The following is a 22671-nucleotide window of genomic DNA, read 5'->3' as shown; positions in this document are numbered from 1 at the left end:
GGCCAGGCCATAGATGTCACACTAATTGCTTAGTAGACACCCACTGTACAGTCGGTTGCCCCGTTGTCATTGCTCCCTCCCCAGTACGAGACGTTTCCATCGCCGTCCAAGTTTGAACTGGCGGTCACAATAAACCCAACCTCACCACCGACCGCGTTTCCGTTCGCGTTGGCCGCAGCAAGTGTGCACGCCGCAATCGGCAGCCCAGGACCAGGAGCGTTCTGGGCTTGCACGGCATAGTAGAAATTCACGTTACCCGAAGCAGCAAACCCGATATCAGAGAAGTTGCCCGTAAAGACTGCGCCAGCGCCCGTGCACCACACTGTACCAGCAGGACGAGGAGCAGGAAGAGCCGCATTTTGCCAAGCAAATGGAATCGTCTTAGTGTTGGCTGCTGGCAATACCACACCATATGCTGCAATACCAGGAAAGCACCCACGCTCACCACCAAAAGATAATTCTGATGTGCGGACCGCTTGAAGGTTTGTCTTCGCCTCTGACTGCCGAGACTTCAGCTGATACTGCAGGAAGTTGGGGATGGCGATGGCCGCCAGGATCCCGATGATCGCCACGACGATCATCAACTCAATGAGGGTGAACCCCTCTTGTTTACGGAGCGACTTAAACATCGTACCGCCTCCTTGTTGATGGTTCACTGACGGCCCCGTTAATCATCGCGGCGCTCATGTTGCCGCCTACCGGTTGCCATAGCAGGTTTGGTGCCGATCAATGACAAGGCCTAGCCTAGCATTGATCCTTGATTATGCAACAACTTACAAAGAATCAGCAGGCGATGGATCGGTAATTAGCCCGTTATCCTTCCGCAATGTGCTTCGGAGTGCCAAGAATTGGCAATTCCCTCGGACTTGTACCGATGTGGCATCTTCGGCATCAAAGTGGTAATGCCGCTTTCAGCAAATTGGTGAGGATCCGGATGTTCTATTGAAAGGATCGGTGGGGAAAAGCTTAAGGAATGGCTTGCTGAGTCTGGGCTTTTTCTGATACGCGGCGTTTGGCTTGCTGGATACGGTTTTCATAGGCCGGATTGGCCAGGCCCTGCTCGCGGAAGCGTTGGAGCAGCTTTTCATTGGAGGGGTCGATCTCCAGTGAGTGGAGCCAGGCTTCGCGAGCATCGGCAACCTTCCGCTGCTTCAAATAAATCTCCCCCAAATGCTCGTAAATGACGGGATCATCGCCGACCATCGCCACGGCTTTTTTGATCTCCGAGAGCGCCTCGGCTAGCATGCCGGATTTGTAAAAGGCCCATCCAAGACTATCGACGTAGTAGCCGTTCTCGGGCTTGAGCGCCACCGCACGTTTCGTCAAGGACAAGGCTTGATCGATCTTAATGCCTCTTTCCGCATAACTATAGCCGAGATAGTTCAAGGCATCGGCGTGATGCGGGTCGAGGGAGAGTGCGGTTTCCATCGCACGCTCCACATCGTCAAACCGATTCAGCTTGTCGTAGGCCGTGCCGAGGTTGAAATGCAGATCGGCGCTCTTCGGATTGTGCCGAATCCCCTCTTCAAACGCCCGTGACGCCTTTTCGAATTGCTCGCTTTGGAAATGTGCCAGCCCTAGGACGATATGCGGTTCAGGCTGTGCCGGCGTGAGACGGACGGCTTCATCGAGATGAGTCACCGCTTCCGGGAATTGCTTGAGGCGATAGAGGAGAATGCCCAGATGAATATGGCTGTCGGCGAATTTTGGATCCAGATGAATATTATAGCGATAGGTTTCCATCGCCTTTGGAAAATCCTTGGTCTCTTCGTATAAATACCCGAGGTAATCTCTCACTTTAAGTTCAGCTGGCTTGGCCATTAAGATCTCGGTCAATTGTCTGATCGCCTTCGCGAATTCCTTTTTCTCCCCATAGATCAGCGCCATGCGTAACTGCGCATCCAGGTCACCGGGGTTGTCCTCCAGCAGCTTTTCGAGTTCTGCAAGACCGCCAGCATAGTCTTTGGTCGCAATATACAACTGGACGAGGTGTTGTCGGATATCCCGGTTCCGAGGATTCACCTGGTTGAGATACTTTTGGAGGACGGCGATGGCTTTGCCTTTCTCTTGACGTGATTCATGGACTGACGCCTGGGCTAAATAGGCGGGCTCGAACGCCGGGTTTACCGCGATGGCCCGATCGAAGTTGGCCACGGCCTGTTCGGTATTGCCCGCTTCTATCGAAATGCGGCCCAAATAGTAGTAGCCGATCGGCGAATCCGAGGTATATTGCAACCCTTTCTTAACGACCTGTTCCGCTTCCGCAATTCGTTTTTGGTTCAAGAGAATGAGTCCCTTTGGAAAGTAGGATTCACCTCTTTCCGGATCGCGTTCGATGCCCTTGTCCAGTAGCTCCAACGCACGCTCCGGCTTCCCCGCACTGGCTAAGATACCGGCCATGTGGGTCAGCATTTGCGGTTCTTGTCCCGTTCCTTCTCCGACTTCATCCGCGTACTGAACCGCTTGAGGCACATCACCCAATGCGAAATACAGAGCGGCCAAACGAGATTTAACCTCGCGAGATTTGGGGTCGACTTTCAGGGCGGTATGATATTCCTTTAACGCGGTATCGAGATCCTGAGCGAGTTCCGCTTGATGCCCCATCATAAAATGGTAGGTGGCATCCGACTCGGGTGCCGATGCTGGAGGTGCCAATTCTGTGGCGGGTGGAGGAGGCGTTGTTTGTGACAGGGGGGAGGTTGCGCAGGCGACAAGGGCACCGGAGAGAAACAGCGAGAGCAGCATCGTCCTCAACATGAACATGGGCATACCATTCTGTCTGAATTACAGACCGTACAAGACCGTTCGTGTGTTTCGCATAACCTTACGTCAGGACAAGTGGAGGGCGACTGAATAAGATGATTATACCGAGTGTCAAGGCGATGCGCAAATGACTCTCCGGCTATGCTTCTCGAAGATCGAGGCTTTCGAATTTGGCGAATCGGTCCTGGAAAAACAACTCCTTTTTCCCAATGGGACCATTACGATGTTTACTAACGATGATGTCGGCAATCCCTTTGCGCTCCGAATTCTGATCGTACACGTCTTCGCGGTAAATGAAGATGACCACATCGGCATCCTGTTCGATCGCACCGCTCTCTCGCAGATCGGCCAGCATGGGGATTGGAGGCTTACGTGCCTCCACCGCACGACTCAACTGGGACAGGGCCACAACCGGCACGTTCAATTCCTTCGCCAATGCTTTTAATGAGCGGGAAATATCGGAAATCTCTTGCTGACGAGACTCCGAGTCGCTTCGCCCTTGCATGAGTTGGAGGTAATCCACGATGAGAAGATCAAGACCTTTCTCGGCCTTGAGTCGGCGGGCTTTGCCGCGCATCTGTTGGACGGTAATGCCGCCCGTGTCGTCGATATAGATCGGTGCTTGTTCTAATCGGCCGGCCGCCTCCGCCAATCGCCACCAATCCTCCTTTTGAAGTTTCCCCGTCCTCAACGCATGGGAATCGACTCTCGCTTCAGAACTGAGCATACGAAGGACGATCTGCGGCTTGGACATTTCCAAGCTGAAGATCCCCACTACTGCATCGGCGTGAATGGCGGCATGCGTCGCAAACCCCAAGGCGAGGCTCGTCTTACCCATGCTCGGCCGCCCGGCGACCACCACCAAGTCCGAAGCCTGAAGCCCCGCGGTAATATCATCGAGGTCGTAGTACCCTGTGGGTACTCCCGTGACGTGTTCCTTTCGCTTCGAAAGCTTATCGATGACATCCAGACTTTCCTTAATGACCTGACTGATCGGGCTGAACGACCGTTCGAGTTTGCCTTGCGCAATACTGAAGACCGACCGCTCGGCAAAATCGAGCAGGTCATCGATTGAGGCGGTGCCTTCATAGCCCCTGGTCAGCACCTCGGTGGAGGTACTGATCAACTCGCGGAGTACGGCTTTATCTCGGACGATTTTGCAGTGATACCGTATATTGGCGGAACTGGGAACAACTTGGACGAGTTCAGCCAGATAGGCCGCGCCTCCGATGGTCTCGAGTTCACCGCGCGATTTCAATCGCTCCGTCAGCGTGATCTGATCGATCACTTCTCCGGTGTCGGACAGCTCAAGCATGGCTTGGTAGACTTTTTTGTGGGCCGTTCGATAGAAATCCTCCTCCACCAGCAGTTCCATCGCCTTCGGCATGGCGACGTTATCGAGGAGGATGGCGCCGAGCACCGATTGCTCCGCCTCCAAGTTCTGCGGCGGTAGTTTAGGTTGCGAGAGATCCACCGTCCCGAGGGAATTCATAACGCCCCTTCGAGGTCGGCACGCAAACTTGCGATGAGACCAGCGACCGACATGGTCCTCTTGCGAACATGAGCGCGGCCGCTCGATCCCGCGACGCGCGGGCGGTCGCCCTGATGAAGGACGACGACCTGTTCGGATGCAAGGCTGTCCGCACCGACCACGATGATAGTATCGATTTCTGCTTCAAGACCGGCCTTGACCGCGGCACCGATCAAGCCCCGTCCCGATGGATCCACGGATCGTTGAACCGCTCGTATCCCACCCCGGCGAAGTTGTTGCGCGACCGAAACCAGTCGCGTCGACAACCTTCGGGGCGCTATGACCAAGACCTCCGGATCCACAGACTTCGTCGTCTCGGAAAGATTCAGCCCACGGAAGAGCCGGTCCACACTGAGAGCAAACCCGGTTGACGGAAGGTTCCGACCGAATCGTCCGATGAGGTGATCATAGCGCCCACCGCCGCCTAACTCCACCCCAATCCCGTCGGTAAAGACATCAAAGACAATGCCGTCATAGTAGTCGAATCCTCGGAATTCTCCTAGATCCAGCAAGACGGCCTCTTGAAATCCGGTTGTGCAGAGCAACCGATAAACATTCTCCAGCCGATCTAATGCTTGGACCAACGACTTCTCACCCTTCGCCAATGCGCGCCCTTTCGATAGCACTTCAGCTTGTCCGCAAAGTTCCAGCGCTTCCAAAATTCTATGAGCCGACCGTTTGGTCGCCCGCTCTTGCGACAGGATTTCCCCAAGCCTCGGTACATCTTTTCGTGATGCTGCTTGCTCAGCTCGCTTCCGCCCTTCCGGCGAGAGTCCCGCACGGATGAGGAGACCTTTGAAAAACCCAACATGCCCCAGGGAAATCTTGAACGAACGCAGTCCGACCTGCCGTAGGCACTCGATCAACAGTATGATGATTTCACTATCGGCGGATGGATCATCCGCCCCGATCAACTCGACGCCTACCTGAAAGATTTCTCGATCCCGGCCGGCATGTTCCGGTTCATACCGAAAGACGGTGGCCCGGTACGACAAGCGCAACGGAAAATGCACGCCCACCATGCCCATCGCCACCGTGCGGGCAATCTGAGCCGTGACGTCGGGCCGCAACAACAGAATACGGCCGGTCGTCCGGTCCACAATCTTGTAGGAGTTCTCTAACAGCGTTGATTCGAGGCCTGGCGCCAGCACATCGAGATACTCGAATGTCGGAAGGATAATTTCGTCGTACCCAAATCGATTGAAGTACGCCAACAATTCGGCTTCCAGATGCCGAACACGGCGCGCGGCTTCCGGAAGGATGGTGGCCATCCCGACTGGAACCAGTGAGTGCTCGCGGAAAAGAGGGAACTGCCCCGGAGAAGTCCTACGCAGAGGAGGAGCAGAGGCCATAATAACCTGGTCGCGATAATCGTTACGAGAGGTTGGCGACCTTGACGGACAGAATATTCGAGCTCGACCGGATCTCATCCAGGACCGCAGATGAGAACTCCGTATCGGAACCGATGATCAGCAACGCATCCCCTCCCCGCTTCTCCAAGGCACACTGCATCCGCACGATGTTGATTCCCCGATCTCCCAGTACCTTTCCGACCATACCGATGACCCCTGGACGATCGACATTGTGAATCAATAACATATGCCCCTCTGGCACAACTTCAACTTTAAATTGGTCGATCTCCGTGACGCGGGCTTCTTTTTTGTGATACAGCGTCCCTGCAACTTGGTGTGAGACCTTGCCGGCCTCGACCCGAACCCGGATCAAGCTTGTGAAATCCCCGGCATCCGTGCTCTTAATTTCCTTGACTTCGATACCTCGCTCTTTCGCCACGATAGGGGCATTCACATAGTTCACTGGGTGTTCCATAATAGGGGTGAGCAGGCCCTTGAGGACGGCGATGGTCACGGGCGCGAGTGAGAGCGCGCCGACCTCCCCACTGTATTCCACCATAACTCGTTCGATTCCTCCCTGAACAAGCTGAGTTTGAAGGACGCCGAGCTTCTCAGCCAACGTCAGAAAGGGTTGCAACCGAGGCAATAATTCCGGAGCGACCGACGGAATATTGACCGCACCCTTGGCCACTCCCTTGGTAAAGTAGTCGACAATCTGTTCCGCAATTCCAATCGCGACGTTTTCCTGAGCCTCGGTCGTCTGGGCTCCAATATGCGGGGTGCAGATGAAGTTATCCAAGGCGAGGAGCGGATTGTCCGGCTTGACCGGCTCTTCTTCAAACACGTCGAAGGCGGCGGCGGCGACGCGCTTTGTTTTCAATGCTTCACACAGATCGGGCTCATTGATGATGCCACCCCTGGCGCAATTCACAATGAGCACGCCGGGCTTCATCTTGGCAATGGACTCTGCGTTGATGATCCCGCGTGTCTCCTGCGTGAGCGGTGTATGGACCGAAATCACGTCCGCCTGCCGGAAGAGTGCATCGAGGTCCAACATCGTCACGCCCATTCGTTCGGCTCGTTCAGACGCTAGGTAGGGATCGAACGCGACGACACTCATGCCGATACCTTGCGCCATCTTGGTCAAGTGACTGCCGATCTGTCCAGCGCCGATGATGCCGAGCACCTTGTTGTAGAGCTCGACGCCCATGAATTTGTCCTTTTCCCACTTGCCCGCTTTCACTGACGCAGTGGCTTGGGGAATGCGCCGGCTCATCGCACAGATCATCGACATCGTATGCTCGGCAGTGGTGACAGTGTTGCCCCCCGGTGTGTTCATGACGACTATGCCCCGGCGGGTGGCAGCAGGGGTGTCGACATTGTCCAAGCCGGACCCTGCCCTTCCGACGACCTTGAGTTTCTCCGCTGCAGCAATCAGTTCCGCCGTCACCTTGGTGCCGGATCGCACGATAAGTCCGTCGGCGTCTTTGATCTCTTTGAACAGCTCGTCCTTCGGCATTTTAGATTTCACCACCACGGTGAATCCCGCCTTTTCGAGCGCATCGACGCCTTGTTTCGACAAGCTGTCGCTGATCAAAATTTTCATTCCCGCTGCAACCATGTGCATCCTCGCCGTGATTACTTTGCCATCAAGATTTCCTGCGCTTTTCCGACACCACTTCCCAGCTTCACCGGATGGCCGAGCCCTTTTAAGACCATCTCAGTAGCGGCTAGTGCCGCGATCACGTCAAAAGAATCCGCATATCCCATATGAGATAGTCGAAATATCTTCCCCTTGAGGTGATCTTGTCCACCGGCCGCGGTCATGCCGTATTGCACACGGAGATTCTTATAAATCGCCTGTCCGTCAATTCCATCAGGAGCACACACCGCCGTCAAGGCATCGCTGGGCGACTCCTTTGGGAACAGAGTCATCCCGGCAGCCTTCACACCTTCTCGCATCGCCAGAGCCAGCCGACCCTGCCGTGCAAATATTTTTTCTAGCCCATCCGTCTTCATCATTCGAAAGACCTCTTGAAGTCCGATAATAAGCGAGACGGCCGGCGTAAATGCGGTCTGATTCTTGACCTGGTTTTCACGTTCCTTTTTGAAGTTGAAATAAAAGGCGGCATTTTTAGCCTTGTCGGCTAAGGCCCACGCCTTATCGCTGACACTGACAAACGCCATGCCGGGAGGCAGCATCAGGGCCTTCTGGGAGCCGGTGATCACGACATCCAGACCCCATGCATCAGTCTTGATGTCAAATACACCCAGGGCTGTAATGGCATCGACCACCAAAATCGTATTGTCATAGCCCTTGATAAGCTCACCGAGCGCCTTGACATCATGAGCGACGGCCGTCGAGGTTTCGCTGGCTTGCACATACACTGCCTTGATCGAAGGATCTTTTTTGAGAGCATCAGCAACTTGCTGAGGATTCACCGCATGTCCCCATTCAACCTTGATCTCGTTCGCTTGGACTCCAAAGGTTTTACAGATTTTGCCCCAGCGCTCTCCAAACTTGCCCCCGTTGACAAACAAGGCCTTGTCGCCAGAAGATAAAAAGTTTGAAACTGCCCCTTCCATGCCACCTGTTCCGGATGCCGCCAACATCAGGACATCATTCCGTGTTTGAAACAACCACTTGAGTCCTTCGCGGACCTCCGCGAATATCGGATCGAACTCGGGTGCGCGATGATGGATCATCGGACGAGCCATCGCCAGCAACACCTCCGGAGGGACGGGCGTTGGGCCAGGAGCCAAGAGATACCGCTTCAACATTGATCGATCCTCCTTGACAATGCAATTCTGATGGGGTTCCACTGGGAGAGCCGGTACGCTATCATTTGCGCCGGGAGGCTGTCAAGAAATCGATCGGCGTAAACGAAGCCTGCGTCAGGAGTTTTTCTCTTGCGATGACGCTATAGAACATCAAAACATCGTCTCAAATTCCCCCGCACACCGTTTTCTCCTCTCTTGGCATGCCACGAAAGCACCAGCATCTTGCCCGCTCAATTTCTTGACAAGTATGTGGTGGATCGATAATCTTTGATGCGATCGAGGCTATCCATGATGACAATGTGTGTCAGACTGCGGGGGACTCAAGCGACAATCGCGGCCGTACTCAGTGCCACTCTGCTGTTGCCCGCATTTGAGGCGCGGGCGCAGAGTAATTCTGCCGGTGACCAGGGTAGTCCTGTTGGTGAACAAGGTAATCCTGCCGGTGAAATAGAATCACCCCAAGAAGATGATGGCATTGACTCAAACCTGGTCCCTTTAGAGCCTGAGCTGACGGTTTCTCCTCCCGACCTCCCATCGGCGGACGGTATTGCAGAGCAACCTGACGAGACACCTGGTAAGGCCGCTCTAGACACTCCGGACGCGACGAGTGTCGATACTCAAGGTCCGGTGTACAACATCCCCGTCGTCATCGATCAGACCGTGCAAAGCCACATTCATTTTTTCAACACCTCAATTCGAAATAGGTTTGAGCAATGGCTCCTGCGCTTCAGCCGCTATCGTCCGCTGGTCGAAAACATCTTTGCCGAATTCGACCTTCCGAGCGACCTTGTGAATCTCTCCCTTGTTGAGAGCGGCTTCAACCCTTACGCCTATTCACGAGCAAAAGCCACAGGTCCATGGCAGTTTATGAAAGGCACTGGACAGCTCTATGGGTTGCGGATCGATCATTATGTTGACGAACGTCGTGACCCTATCAAATCCACTGTCGCCGCGGCGCGGTACCTGCGAGACCTCTATGATTTATTCGGCGCTTGGCCCTTGGCGATGGCGGCGTACAATGCCGGCGAAGGGAAGGTCCTGCGAGCCCTTCAGAAGGCTCAGGCGGAGTCCTTTTCAGAAATCTCAAAAACAAAACTTATTCGGCGGGAGACAAAGCAATACGTTCCCCGGATTATGGCTGCGACAATTATTGCGAAGAACCCCGACCAATACGGCTTCAATCAAGATCCGGTCCCTCTTCACCAATTTGAAGAGGTCATGGTGACCCGCCCCTTGCACTTCCGCGCGATTGCCAATGTGACAGGGATTCCGTACGCCGAGCTGCGGTTACTGAATCCAGAGCTGCGGCGAGATGCGACACCTCCTGATGACTCGGCGTATCATCTCAAGGTCCCAGTGGGAACGAGCGCCAAAGTAGTCGAACTGATCGACCGAGTCCCTACCCATAAGTTCCCTCCCTTGCATGTCAGCAGTCAGCGTGTCAAGACCGATGCTGCCCGCCGATACCGGGTCCGCATGGGTGACACGCTTGAGAAAGTCTCTCGACGATTTCATATTCCGCTTAAAACTCTCAAAGCGTTGAACAATCTGTCCAATCCGGCGATTAAGGCGGGGGAGTTCCTGGTGATCACTCGTTAGGACGCACCGGTCTTGAACGAGTGAGGAGCTCCGCTCTCCGAGGGAAGAAGCTTGTCTACGGCTTGGATGGCTTCGAAGGGCTGGAAGCAGGAGGAGCAGGAGTTGCTGAAGTGGGTGACAGCTCGGGAGTTTTCTTGGCTTCGATCACCTTCACACGCATGGCGGCTTCGCTCGTCAAGGGAGAATTCGGGAAGGTCTTCATCAGATCCTGATAACGCTTCAAGGCTTCATCCAGTCTAGGGCGATTCTCTTCCAACCTGGCAAGTTCAAAGAGCGCGTAATCCCGATTCATCGCGCCGGGGATCTCGAGGATCGTCGAATAGGCCTTGGCCGCTTGATCCAGATCTCCCTTGAGCAGATAGGCATACCCCAGTTTTTGCTGTACGAGCCCAAGAAGCGACACATGAGCCCCATACGTGGAGATAAACCGGGTATAGGCTTCGATCGCTGACGCGAGGTCGTTGGACTGAAGATAGGCATTTCCAAGACTAAACTGTGCGAGTGGGGCCGTCGGAGTTCGAGGATACTCGTCGAGTATCCTCTTATACAGGGCAATTGCTTCCTTCAGGTTGGCGGCCGCCTTCTGCGGATCATTGGCCGCACGTGTAAAGAGATGGAGTGTCGCTTCTCGTTCCAGCTCCTGAGCCTTGTCGGCATTTTGTGCATCATACCAGAAGACACCCCACATCCCCCCCCCTATCAAAAGGAGAAGCAGGAACCCGACCAAAATCGACCAGCGGTAGTTCGCCAGTCCGAGCACCCAGTGCTCAAGCCCACTCACGAGGTGAGCTTCATCCACCGGCAATGTCCGAGGCGGAACTTTAATTCGGTAGGTCATCAGAAATCATCACTTCACGGTTGAGACCAGACTATTTGCTCCAGAACTTTTGTCTTATACTAAGGATGAATTCTGCTTGTCAATGCAGTCGGAATACACTCGTTGTACGGTCACGACCTGTGAGGCTCTAAAGAAAGTTTCAAATCAGCATGTTTCGAAGCAAGCTCAAAGAACTCGCTGACCGATCGCTTATGCGCCGATTGTCTCCTTTGGAGTCAGGCACCGGGCCGACCATCCAATATGCGGGACGCGAGGTCATCTTGCTGTCCTCCAACGATTACCTGGGACTTGCAACCCATCCGGAAGTCGTCGGCGCCGCAATACATGCAACGGAACAGTATGGGACTGGGTCCGGAGCTTCTCGACTGGTCAGTGGAACTCTCCCTCCCCATATGCGCATCGAGACCTCCCTTGCGACCTTTAAAGGGACGGAAGCCGCCCTGTTGTTCGGAGCCGGTTATTTAGCAAATATCGGTGTCATTCCGAACCTCATCGGGCAAGGAGGTCTGATCCTAGCGGATAAATTGTGTCATGCCAGTCTCATCGATGGATGTCGATTGAGCCGAGCCGATTTTCGGATATTCCGCCATCGAGACTGTACGCACCTGGAGTCATTGCTTCGACGGCGGCGAGCGAATCGTCCCACTGTCATCATCACAGAAGGGCTATTCAGCATGGATGGCGACCTCGCTCCTTTGTCGGATCTGGTATCGCTGGCCGAGCGATATGAAGCGACGTTGTATGTCGATGATGCCCATGGGACCGGCATCATGGGGCCGACCGGCCGGGGAACGATCGAACATTTCGGTCTGGAACAACGAATCCCCTTTCACATGGGGACGCTCAGTAAAGCACTGGGAAACCATGGGGCCTACATCGTCGGGCCCAACGACTTGATTCAGTATTTAGTCAACGTGACCCGTCCATTCATTTTTGCAACAGCGCTTCCACCCGCCATCGCGGCGGCCGCCGCGGCTGCGATCGAGGTCATTCAGCGCGAACCAGAACGTCGGATGAGGCTCTGGTCGAATCGACAACGGCTGTTCAATGGAATGCAGAAGCTCGGTTTTCGGATGACGCAGACCGTCAGTCCAATTCTGCCGATCCTGGTGGGCGACGCAGCCACTGCATCAGCATTAGCCGAACGACTGCTCACTCATGGAATCTACGCTTCCGCAATCCGCCCGCCGACCGTTCAGGCTGGAACCAGCCGCATACGCTTCACTGTGACGTCGGAACACACGACCGAGCAGATTGACGAAGCGCTTCATGCGCTTGACCTCGCGGGTCGTGAGACCGGCCTCCTCTAATCGACCTCCTCATCGGCACGCGCCTTCCGGCTATTTTCTTGCTTTCAGGCTTTGCTATGGCATGATGCACAGAAGATTTTTACCTCACGAACAACCCATAACACCGAGGATCACGGGCGATGGATATTTCCAAGCTGCTTACCTTCTCAGTAAAGGAAGGCGCCTCCGACTGTCATATCAGTGCCGGCGAACCCCCGATGATTCGTATTCACGGCGATCTGAAAAAGCTCGACCATCCTTTCCTTACTCCCGAAGAAACACACGCCCTCATCTACGACATGATGAATGACGCTCAGCGGAAGACCTTCGAAGAAAAGCGAGAATGTGACTTTTCGTTCGAACTCGGGGACATCGCCCGTTTCCGCGTCAACGTGTTCGTGCAACAGCGTGGGTTAGGCGCCGTCTTTCGGAATATTCCGACCACCATTCTTCCGTTGGAAAAACTCGGCATGCCGCCGATTCTTCGCCAACTCTGCGACAAGGAAAAGGGATTGATCTTGGTGACCGGACCGACCGGATCAGGGAAGTCCACCACGCTTGCGGCCATGGTGGACTATCTGAACAACACGTTTGAAGGTCACATCATCACCATCGAGGATCCCATCGAGTTTGTCCACAAATCCAAGAAATGCCTGGTCAATCAACGCGAGCTCGGTGTTCACACATTGTCCTTCGCCAACGCTCTAAAGTCGGCGCTTCGCGAAGATCCGGATATCGTCCTGGTTGGCGAAATGCGGGACTTGGAGACGATCCAGTTGGCGTTGACCGCCGCAGAAACCGGGCACTTGGTCTTTGGCACCCTCCACACATCCAGCGCGCCCAAAACGATCGACCGCATCATCGACGCATTCCCGCCGGCGCAGCAGGCGCAAATCAGGACCCAGCTATCGGAGGCGTTGGAAGCCGTCATCACCCAAACGTTGCTGAAGAAGAAAGCCGGCGGACGCGTCGCCGCACTCGAAATCATGGTTGCGACAACGGCCGTGCGCAATCTCATCCGGGAAGCCAAACTGCACCAAATCCCGGGGATCATGCAGGCCAGCCAAAAAGACGGCATGCAAACGATGGACATGGCGTTGGTCGATCTCGCGACGCGGGGAATGGTCCATAAGGCCGAAGCACAGTCCCGCAGCATGAACCCCAATCTTTTCGGTGCGCCGATGGCCGGAGTGGCTTAGCACGCACACAAGGCGGAGCACATCCGATGGATGTTCGAAGTCTCCTAAAAGTCATGGTGGACCGCGAAGCCTCGGACTTGTATTTGACCGTCGACGCCTCGCCGATCTACCGCGTCCATGGCGCCACTCAGCCGACCGACGCTCCCCCGTTCACCAACGAACAGCTCGAAGCACTGGCATTGGCCTTGATGCGGGGGCAACAGCGAAGTGAATTCGAAGAGAAGATGGAGATGAACCTGGCGCTCTATTACAAAGAGTTGGGTCGGTTCCGCGTCAACATCTTCAGGCAGAGGGGTAATGTCGGATTGGTTTTCCGTCACATCAAAGCGGATATTCAGACCGTCGAACAGTTGCAACTCCCCCCGATCATCAAAGATATCGCGATGACCAAACGTGGCCTCGTGCTGGTGGTGGGCGCAACCGGCTCCGGGAAGTCGACGTCATTGGCAGCCATGATCGACTATCGCAACACCATCCACCAGGGCCATATCATTACCGTGGAAGACCCGATCGAGTTTGTTCATCAGCACAAGAAGTCCATCATCACCCAGCGCGAGGTCGGATTCGATACCTTGACCTTCCAAAACGCGCTGAAGAATACACTCCGTCAAGCTCCGGATGTGATTCTGATCGGTGAGGTGCGCGATACGGAAACCATGGAAGCGGCGATTACCTTCGCCGAGACCGGGCACCTGTGCATTGGCACTCTGCACTCCAACAACGCCAACCAGGCGATCGAACGCATCATGAACTTCTTTCCCGTCGAACGCCATGCTCAGATCTACCTGCAACTGTCCCTGAATCTTCGCGCGATCATCTCACAGCGATTGATTCCGTCGGTCGACGGCAAACGTGTCCCCGCCTTGGAAATCATGCTGGACACGCCGCGCATCAAGGATCTGATCAAAAAAGCGGAGGTCGATACGTTGAAAGAAGCGATGGAACAGGGAGTGGACGAAGGCTGCCAAACCTTCGATCACGTGCTGTTTCAATTATACAAAACGAACAAGATCTCACTGGAGCAAGCCCTCATCAATGCCGATAGCGCGAACAACCTTCGTCTGAAAATCAAACTTGAAGGACTCAAAGGCGATGACGCCGTGAACGCGTTGCTCGACAAACAGTTGGGAGGCCAGGACACCGACGCGTTTAAGATTCAGGGCGGCGCTTCCGGAAACGTCACTCCGCTTCGCAAACGATAGATCACCCGCATGATCCTCAAGGGACCGAACTCCCTTCGGTTTGACGCTGAAGATACGACGCCATCTTCTCAAGAGCCAGAGCGCTGAGTCGGGATCCGTACCAATTCGGCATCGTATGCTCAAGGTAGCCTCGCACCACAAATCGCTGCGTTTGAAGGGAGAAGAGGTTACTTATCGGCATCCGCTGCGCACCGGAAGCCGATCGTGCGATCTTCAAAATCCGGCTCAGCTGAAAATCGAGCAGTCACGCGCAGCGCGACCGGCAAGTCGGCCCAAGATCCGCCTCGCATCACGCGCTTCTCACCAGCCGCTGGACCGGTCGGGTTCTGCTCTGGGCTTTTGAGGTAATATTCGCGGTCATACCAATCAGCCACCCATTCCGCCGCATTGCCGGCCATATGAGCCAGCCCATATGGACTCTTGCCACCTTCCTTCAGACCGTGTCGCACACTCATTCCTGCGAGACCGCTGGTGACCGGAACCAAGGTCGTCGCTTCATTGACCCACATCCCTCGATTGTAGTTTGCGATATCAACAAATGGCTGCATATATCCCCACGGATAGCGTCGACCGTCCGTCCCACGCCCAGCCTTCTCCCATTCCGCCTCAGTGGGAAGACGACGACCAGCCCATGTGCAGTATGCCACTGCGTCAGGCCACGACATCCCCACGGCAGGGAGGTCGCTCAGGGTCCGAGCCGCTTCATCATCCCACATCGGCGGCAAGCCGCGCTTGGCCGATTCGACAAACTTCTGGTAGCGGCCGGCGGTGACTTCAAATTGATCGATGTAATAGGCGTCGACTGTGACATGATGTTCCGGGCGCTCGTTCGGCAAACCATCGTTGCTGCCCATGAGAAAGGGTCCGGCAGGGATGAGGACCATGGACGCCCCGTCATTGCCCTTGATGATCTCCACAGCGGCACCATCTCGTTGCCCTTCTTCCGGAAAAGCGACAACGCCAAGAGGCCATTGATCAAGAAGAAAAAGAACAGCAATGAGACGCAGCCATAATCCAAATTGATTGATCATAACGGTATGATGGGAAGTTCAAGGCCTCAGGTCGTTACCTGCCATGCACGAGTTTCAGCAGCTGATCGAGTCCACCGGCTTCGATCTTTCCGTTCGATGCCAGCTTGTCGACGAGATCAAGAAGAAGCCCGGCAAGCTTGGAGTCAGCCGAGTCAGAGGAGAGTCCGGCTTGACTCGCTAATTTGGCTCAGCAGGTTGCCTCCCGAACATTGATCGATCTGGCTCGGTGTGACGGGCAGATTCTAGTCTGTGCTCACCCAGGAATTCACGATGCCGCCCAGGCCATTTCCTGAAAGACCTGGACAAGACCTGCTAGTCCACCGATTCTGCCGTCCTTATCCGAGTAGTCCCGCTACCGCCTGTAGAAGAGGAATGTGTCCTCCTTGTTCTCCCAGCAGCCCACCTACTGCTGGTCCCAATTGATCCATAAGCCCCATAGGTCGGCTCCCTCCGTAATGTGACCGGCATTTATGAAAACTCGCTCAAAACGCCTTCAGTCGCATGAGGATGTAGCACAGATACAGGTAACAATCCAAGGGGACACCTAGCAGAACATATTCTTCTTTGAAGGCCATTCCCAAGCAAAAACCGCCCGTGTCGTCAGCTTGTTCCAAGGAGCGATCTTGGAGGGAGAGGAAAGATCTGTCCCCGTTCGCCGCCGCAATAGAGTCGGGCGTCTCGGTCGAACGCCAGCCTTTCGGAGTGGTCCAGTTGCGGGTTTGTCGTGGTTCGGTCGAAGACGATTTTGCCTTGTTGGTCGGTAAGGACCATTCGGCTGTCATGTACCGCGGTCATCGTGTTGTTCATGGTGTTCTCCTTACACAAGTTCCCACTACATCAGTAGCACGCATGAACGATTTCCAAGCACTGGAGACAGCCTTAGAAAGGCTTCCTTGATGACTCAGCAATCTGGACTGAGACTCATCCCACCTCGGTAGACTTTCGCACGGATAATGGGGGCGCCAATTGCTCGAGCGACTGCCCTTCCGCATTGATTCCCAACCACAGCTCAATCACCGCACCGACGAGCATCATGCCTCCACCTAAGAGATATCCGTAGAAGACGCTTGTGATTGATGTTTCGATGAGCATCCCGTAGAGCCACGGCGCCGCCACACCGGCGCCTTGTGCCACGATGAAGAAAAAGGCGATCGCCATCGCCCGGATCTCCATCGGAAACACCTCGCTCACCGTCAGATAAGCGGCGCTTGCCCCGGCCGATGCAAAAAAGAAAATCAAGGACCATAACAGCATATGTGTGGAGAGCGTCAAAGAACCTGCCCAGAACAGATATCCCGTAAACCCCAAGAGGATACCGGCGATACCATACGTGAGACTGATCATCGGTTTGCGGCCGACCGTATCAAACAGACGACCTAACAAGAGTGGCCCCAAAAAATTGCCGAGTGCGAACGGGAGGATGTAGAGACCGATGTCGGCAGTCGACACGGCATAGTATTTCGTCAACAGCAATGGATACGTGAACGACACGGCGTTGTACATGAACGATTGCGTGATCATCAGCCCCATGCCTAAGACTGTGCGTCGAGGATAAGCCTGAAAGAGCTCTCGTGCCACGGTCGCGATCGTCGCGTGATGACGGGCATGTACTGTGATCGTGCCTTGAGGCTCCGCCAGCCTGGTTTTTCGATCCAGAGCCACTTGCTGTTCAATCTGTGACACAATGGCTTCCGCATCGGGGACGCGACCGTGGGTCATGAGCCAGCGAGGGCTTTCTGGAATGACGCGCCGAACAAGAATGATGGCGACTCCGAGCACGGCACCGAGGACAAAACAGAGCCGCCATCCGATGGACTCTGGGAAGAACACCGGATTCAACAGGAGCAGTGTCATCAAGGCGCCGGCCGCTGAGCCAAGCCACCAGGTTCCGTTGATCGCCAGATCGGTGTGGCCTCGATTTCGGGCGGGAATCAATTCATCAATGGCGGAGTTGATGGCTGCATACTCGCCTCCGATACCGGCTCCGGTCAGGAATCGGAAGAACATGAAGCTCATCAGGTCCCATGAGAACGCCGTCAGAACCGTCGCCGTGAGATAGAGCGCCAACGTGATCATGAACCATTTTTTTCGTCCTTGGCGGTCGGTGAGATATGAAAAGACGAGCGCGCCGAGGACCGAACCAGCCAGGTAGGCGGAGGCCGTGAGTCCTACTTCCGATTGTGTGAGATGTAGTGTGTCAGGGTGGGTCAGCATCGGGCCGAGTGAGGCCACGATCGATACTTCAAGCCCGTCGAGCAGCCATGTGATCCCCAGCGCTCCGACGACCAACCAGTGCCAGCGTGCCCAGGGCAACCGGTCCATCCGTTGCGGAATATTGGTGGTGATCGGCATGCCGGGAGGCATGCGTCCTAGTAATACGGCAACGGAGTGCCGTCTGTCCAATGCCTGGAGAGCCTACCAACCCAATTGCCAGTTCAGACCGTTCCGTTCCACGAGCGCGTCCGCTTCCTTTGGGCCCCACGATCCGGCGGTGTAGAGATGCACTGGTCGGGGACCGATCAAAAGCGGGTCGTAGAGTCGCCAGGCTGTTTCCGTAAAGTCTGCGGTGACGAACAATGTCTGGTCACCGATCATGACGTCACGCAATAGCGTCTCGTAGGCTTCCGGTAACTCGCCGCCGAATCCCTGACCATAGTCGAATCCCAGCGCTCGATCGGTAAACTTGAAGGGCCGCCCAGGAGTTTTCACGGAAAAGCAGAGCGAGAAGCCTTCACCCGGCTGCAAGGTGATCAACAGCTTGTTGGAATTCAAACTACCCGGCTCCAAAGATCGAAAGACTTGCGTGGGCGCCGCTCGGAAGGTGACGGCCACTTGCGTGATCTTGCGAGGAAGCCGTTTTCCAGTTCTTAAATAAAACGGCACTCCCCTCCAGCGCCAATTGTGAATCTCCAACTTCAGCGCCACATATGTCTCGGTGGTCGAGTCTGAAGGTACACCTGGTTCTTCCAGGTAGCCGGGAATCCTCTGGCCGGCAACATCCCACGCCGTATATTGGCCGAAGATCACGTCCTGTGAACGAATCGGTGAAATAGAGCGAAGGACTTTCAGTTTTTCAGCCCGGATCTCGGAAGCTTCGAAGGAAGTCGGCACCTCCATGCCTACGACGGTCAATAGTTGCGTTAAATGGTTCTGCACCATGTCACGGAAGGCACCGGCTTTTTGATAGTAGGCTCCGCGATGTTCGACACCGAGGTCTTCAGCGACGGTGATTTCCACGCTCTCCACCGTATTGCGATTCCACAGCGACTCAAAAATGGGGTTCGCGAAGCGAAAGGCGAGTAAGTTTTGCACGGTCTCTTTGCCGAGATAGTGATCGATGCGATAAATCTGCGATTCGTCCAGATAACGGTGTAACAGGGTATTGAGCGCACGGGCAGAATGAAAATCGTGACCAAAGGGTTTTTCCAAGACGGCGCGCACCCACCCGCGGCTTTTCAGCAAGCCAGCTTGGTCGAGTAATTCTAAGGTTTCAGGCACGATCGTCGGGGGAAGCGCCAGATAGAAAATACGATTTTGAGGCAGATTCCTGGCAACTTCAAGGCGGGCGATAAACGCCGCGAGGGCTTGGTAGTCCGACAATTTGCCTTCCCGCAGGGCCTGATAGTACAGCTGGTCTTCGCACCATCGCCGGAGATCAGAAGCGTTACAAACTCCTGAATTGCGCAACCCCTCATAAGCCCACAAGCGGAACGCGTCCGCGCTCATTTCGGGCAATGCGGCTCCGACGATGAGCGTATTCTGCTTCTCCAGCTCACCGTAGGTTCGCAAGTGAAACAATGCAGGCAGCAGTTTCCGTCGCGTTAAATCTCCTGTCGCCCCCAGAATAATAAACAGATGTGGCTCGACCGTTTCCTTCGTCATCCATCATCCCCGTGATGATTCCTAATATATACTGAAGCTATGACTCATCCTGTCGTTCGTCAATGGACGAAACCCCTAATTCTCTGTCCCCTTTTAGGTAGGGCCTCGATCTACTCTTCTGGTTCCTCGATTGGGCCAGCCCATTCGCCTGTGGCGAGCGATACCTCTTGAAATCCGCCGTCCGGCCATTGGAACTCTCCCGCTTGATCGACAAGCACGATAAACGGGTCGGCTTCGTGGGCCAGCCCGCGGAACCAGTACCAGCCAGGGCTTGCCGGTTTGTTGTGGCTCCAACGATAGGGCGCCATCGGTTCTTCCTCATGTTCTGGACGTTTCGCCATTCATCCCTATCGTCATGTTCTGATACAGTACAGCTCTATTTGTGACCCTATCACGTCATGTCCACACTTCCAATAGAAGATGTCCTGCCGTCAATCCGCCGAGCATTGGAAGCCGGCCCGAATGCATTGCTGACCGCCCCGCCAGGAGCCGGCAAGACCTCTCGCGTCCCCTTGGCGCTCCTGAACGAGCCCTGGTTGTCGGGTAAAAACCTCTTGCTGCTCGAACCCCGGCGGCTTGCCGCGCGAGCCGCCGCTCGTCGCATGGCGGAAGAGTTCCACGAACAGGTCGGGGAGACCGTCGGCTATCGGATGCGCCTCGAAACCAAGATCGGGCCGACGACTAAAATCGAGGTGGTCACTGAAGGGGTATTGACCAGGTTGCTTCAACAAGATCCGTCGCTGGAATCCTATGGCATCGTGCTGTTCGACGAGTTCCATGAACGAAGCCTGCAAGCGGACATGGGACTTGCCCTGTGCCTCGAAGCTCAACGCCTCTTCCGCCCCGACCTTCGTCTCTTAATCATGTCGGCCACTCTGGACTGTGGTCCGGTAGCCGAACTGTTGGGTCGAGCTCCCCTCATCACGTGCGAAGGCCGGATGTTTCCGGTCGAGACCCAGTACCTTGATCAGCCGCTTACCGGACGGATCGACGTGGCTGTATCGCAGCGCATCCGTCAATCACTCATAAAAGATCACGGTAGTCTGTTAGTCTTCCTCCCGGGGATGGCAGACATTCGCCGAGTCGAACGACTACTGCTCGACTCCAACCTAGACCATTCCGTACAGATTGCGGCGCTGCACGGCGATCTTCCTCAGGACATGCAAGATGCAGCGATTCGGCCGACAGCTCCCGGACGGAGAAAAGTCGTGCTTGCCACCTCCATCGCCGAAACCAGTCTGACGATCGACGGTATCCGCGTGGTGATCGATGCAGGCCTGGTACGTATTCCACGGTACGATCCTCGCTCCGGTCTCACTCGATTGGAGACCATTCGCATCACAAAAGATTCTGCTGAACAGCGTCGCGGCAGGGCCGGACGACTTGAAGCGGGCATGTGTTACCGGCTATGGACCGGAAAAGAGCAGGCTCTGCTTGCTCCGCGTCGTCCACCGGAAATTCTCGAGGCAGATCTCACTCCTCTGATGCTCGATCTTGCCCAGTGGGGCGCTCATGATCCGTCGGAATTGTCGTGGCTCACTCCTCCACCTGCCGGGGCGGTAGCTCAGGCCAGAGATTTGTTGATCCAACTCGGAGCCTTTTCGGCCGATGGCCGACCGACTGACCATGCTCGACGAATGGCCGACCTTCCGCTGCATCCCCGCCTCGCGCACATGATGCTTCGGGCAGTGCCATTGGGTCTTGCCGATCTCGCTTGCGAGGTGGCGGCGCTGTTGGGTGAACGAGACATTCTTCAGGGACCACGCGAACGGCAGAACACCGACTTGCGGATCAGGATGGATGTTCTGCGGGGGCAGTACGATTCCATTGGGCTTGTGGTGAATCGAGCCGCGGTTGACCGAGTGAGGCGAACCACTCATCTGTGGCGGAGGCGGCTCATCAATGAGTCATCCCATGAGTCGGAAGACAATGGATACGATCGTTCAACCTCGGTCGGGCGCTTAGTTGCACTGGCCTACCCTGATCGAATTGCGCGACGGCAGGCGGACCGTGCGGGGCATTACCGCCTTGTGAATGGCCGAGGCGCACGGTTTAGGACCGCCGATTCCTTGACCGTCGAACCCTTCTTGGTGATCGCCGACCTGGATGGGGGCGATCAGTGGTCCGAGATCAATCTCGCGGTTCCGATCACAGTAAAAGATATTGAATCGCTTTACCATGACCGGTTGGTTGAAGAAGAAGAGATTGCCTGGGATGAGGCCGTCAGCGCGGTACGAGCCGTACGCCGCCAACGACTCGGAGCGATGATTCTTGTAGAGGAGGCCGTCTCGTCACCCGATACAAATAAAATAAGGGGCGCCATTTTACAAGGTATTCTTAAATATTATCTTGAAGTTCTATCGTTCGACCATCTGCTTCAACAGTGGCGCGCTCGCGTCATGTGGCTGAGACGTATTGATGGTTCTCAATCAGGATGGCCCGATCTTTCCGACGAGGCATTGCTTCAGACATTGGATCAGTGGCTTGGTCCCTACTTGACCGGCATCACCACCCTCGATCGGGTGAAACGACTCGATCTGACCGCGCCGCTCCACGCCTTACTGACGCACGAACAACAGCGTCGTCTTGACCGTCTGGCTCCCACCCATATCCTTGTTCCGAGCGGCTCCCGCCTTCCACTCGATTACGAGCAAACCGAGTCTCCAGTGTTGGCGGTGCGGCTCCAAGAAATGTTTGGCTGCAAGGACACGCCGCGCGTAGCGGACGGAAAGATTCCTGTGATCTTACATCTCCTGTCGCCTGCCAAACGGCCGGTGCAGGTCACCCAAGATCTTGGTGGTTTTTGGAAGAGGGCCTATCAAGATGTCCGCAAAGAATTACGCGGCCGATATCCCAAGCACCATTGGCCCGAAGACCCGATAGGTGCCGTGCCAACCGCCAAGGCGAAGCAGAGAAACCGCTAGGGTTCTTCCTTGTGGCTTGTTCGATGTGGGAAGGGTACACAGAACACAACCTCCTTGTTTAGCACATACAGGACCTATGCCGTCACGTCACCGGTTAGAGAAAAACCTTTCTCTGGAAATAGATGAAGTGGATATAAAGGGAATCGCCGTTGCGCTCGCATTCCTCGTGAGCGTCGGTGTGTTTGCCGGAGGCCGAGACACTCACAGTGTGAGCAAGGTCGACAATCTCTGTCGGCTTCCATGCAAATCGCACCGACTGTGACCATGGAGAAGACAGAGA

General features: G+C 55.3%; 18 protein-coding genes. 6 read left to right on the top strand and 12 right to left on the bottom strand.

Going from position 1 to position 22671, the window contains the following annotated elements:
- Window positions 1-29 precede the first annotated feature (29 nt).
- From P0120_14140 to P0120_14115, 6 genes are all read right to left on the bottom strand, one after another.
- Complete coding sequence (locus P0120_14140) at window positions 30-629, bottom strand: prepilin-type N-terminal cleavage/methylation domain-containing protein (protein ID MDF0675458.1); 600 nt, start codon at window positions 627-629, stop codon at window positions 30-32.
- A gap of 337 nt (window positions 630-966) precedes the next feature.
- Entirely contained in the window at window positions 967-2745 is a 1779-nt protein-coding gene (locus P0120_14135; protein ID MDF0675457.1) for a tetratricopeptide repeat protein, read from the bottom strand.
- A gap of 157 nt (window positions 2746-2902) precedes the next feature.
- Window positions 2903-4255, bottom strand: coding sequence for a replicative DNA helicase (dnaB, locus tag P0120_14130; protein ID MDF0675456.1), 1353 nt, complete (start codon window positions 4253-4255; stop codon window positions 2903-2905).
- A complete protein-coding gene (hisZ, locus tag P0120_14125; protein MDF0675455.1) occupies window positions 4252-5565 on the bottom strand; it encodes an ATP phosphoribosyltransferase regulatory subunit in 1314 nt (437 codons plus the stop codon). The genes dnaB and hisZ overlap by 4 nt, the downstream gene beginning before the upstream one ends.
- 103 nt (window positions 5566-5668) lie before the next feature.
- Window positions 5669-7267 (bottom strand): phosphoglycerate dehydrogenase, encoded by a 1599-nt coding sequence (gene serA, locus P0120_14120; protein ID MDF0675454.1) that lies wholly within the window; start codon window positions 7265-7267, stop codon window positions 5669-5671.
- A 17-nt stretch (window positions 7268-7284) separates the two neighbouring features.
- Window positions 7285-8427, bottom strand: a complete 1143-nt coding sequence (locus tag P0120_14115) for an alanine--glyoxylate aminotransferase family protein (GenBank protein ID MDF0675453.1) — start codon at window positions 8425-8427, stop codon at window positions 7285-7287.
- Between the two features lie 288 nt (window positions 8428-8715).
- Between P0120_14115 and P0120_14110 the strand changes: the two genes are divergently transcribed.
- On the top strand, window positions 8716-10026 hold the full coding sequence (locus tag P0120_14110) for a transglycosylase SLT domain-containing protein (protein MDF0675452.1): 1311 nt from the start codon (window positions 8716-8718) through the stop codon (window positions 10024-10026).
- Window positions 10027-10081: 55 nt separating this feature from the next.
- Here P0120_14110 and P0120_14105 read toward each other — a convergent pair whose 3' ends face one another.
- Window positions 10082-10864, bottom strand: coding sequence for a tetratricopeptide repeat protein (locus P0120_14105; protein ID MDF0675451.1), 783 nt, complete (start codon window positions 10862-10864; stop codon window positions 10082-10084).
- Between the two features lie 149 nt (window positions 10865-11013).
- Here P0120_14105 and bioF point away from each other — a divergent pair, with 149 nt between their 5' ends.
- The 3 genes from bioF to P0120_14090 all read left to right on the top strand — a co-directional run bounded on the left by bioF (window position 11014) and on the right by P0120_14090 (window position 14554).
- Window positions 11014-12174: an 8-amino-7-oxononanoate synthase gene (bioF, locus tag P0120_14100; GenBank protein ID MDF0675450.1), complete on the top strand. Its 1161-nt coding sequence runs from the start codon at window positions 11014-11016 to the stop codon at window positions 12172-12174.
- A 119-nt stretch (window positions 12175-12293) separates the two neighbouring features.
- Window positions 12294-13352 (top strand): type IV pilus twitching motility protein PilT, encoded by a 1059-nt coding sequence (locus P0120_14095; GenBank protein ID MDF0675449.1) that lies wholly within the window; start codon window positions 12294-12296, stop codon window positions 13350-13352.
- A 26-nt stretch (window positions 13353-13378) separates the two neighbouring features.
- Window positions 13379-14554 (top strand): PilT/PilU family type 4a pilus ATPase, encoded by a 1176-nt coding sequence (locus P0120_14090; protein ID MDF0675448.1) that lies wholly within the window; start codon window positions 13379-13381, stop codon window positions 14552-14554.
- A 167-nt stretch (window positions 14555-14721) separates the two neighbouring features.
- Here the strand turns inward: P0120_14090 and P0120_14085 are convergent, their stop codons facing one another.
- On the bottom strand, window positions 14722-15585 hold the full coding sequence (locus tag P0120_14085; protein MDF0675447.1) for an SUMF1/EgtB/PvdO family nonheme iron enzyme: 864 nt from the start codon (window positions 15583-15585) through the stop codon (window positions 14722-14724).
- Between the two features lie 43 nt (window positions 15586-15628).
- On the opposite strand from P0120_14085, the gene P0120_14080 reads away from it, so the two are divergent.
- Window positions 15629-15766: a hypothetical protein gene (locus tag P0120_14080; protein ID MDF0675446.1), complete on the top strand. Its 138-nt coding sequence runs from the start codon at window positions 15629-15631 to the stop codon at window positions 15764-15766.
- Between the two features lie 419 nt (window positions 15767-16185).
- On the opposite strand, the gene P0120_14075 is transcribed toward P0120_14080, so the two are convergent.
- The 4 genes from P0120_14075 to P0120_14060 form a co-directional block, all read right to left on the bottom strand.
- Entirely contained in the window at window positions 16186-16392 is a 207-nt protein-coding gene (locus P0120_14075; GenBank protein MDF0675445.1) for a hypothetical protein, read from the bottom strand.
- A 114-nt stretch (window positions 16393-16506) separates the two neighbouring features.
- Window positions 16507-17937: an MFS transporter gene (locus P0120_14070; GenBank protein ID MDF0675444.1), complete on the bottom strand. Its 1431-nt coding sequence runs from the start codon at window positions 17935-17937 to the stop codon at window positions 16507-16509.
- Between the two features lie 63 nt (window positions 17938-18000).
- Complete coding sequence (zwf, locus tag P0120_14065; protein MDF0675443.1) at window positions 18001-19467, bottom strand: glucose-6-phosphate dehydrogenase; 1467 nt, start codon at window positions 19465-19467, stop codon at window positions 18001-18003.
- Window positions 19468-19577: 110 nt separating this feature from the next.
- Complete coding sequence (locus P0120_14060) at window positions 19578-19808, bottom strand: hypothetical protein (GenBank protein ID MDF0675442.1); 231 nt, start codon at window positions 19806-19808, stop codon at window positions 19578-19580.
- Window positions 19809-19865: 57 nt separating this feature from the next.
- On the opposite strand from P0120_14060, the gene hrpB reads away from it, so the two are divergent.
- On the top strand, window positions 19866-22391 hold the full coding sequence (gene hrpB / locus P0120_14055) for an ATP-dependent helicase HrpB (protein MDF0675441.1): 2526 nt from the start codon (window positions 19866-19868) through the stop codon (window positions 22389-22391).
- Window positions 22392-22671 lie beyond the last annotated feature (280 nt).

This window comes from Nitrospira sp. (assembly GCA_029194675.1).
Classification (GTDB): domain Bacteria; phylum Nitrospirota; class Nitrospiria; order Nitrospirales; family Nitrospiraceae; genus Nitrospira_D.
The sequence above is the reverse complement of the archived record's forward strand: the minus strand, read 5'-3'. Positions and strand labels throughout refer to the sequence as shown.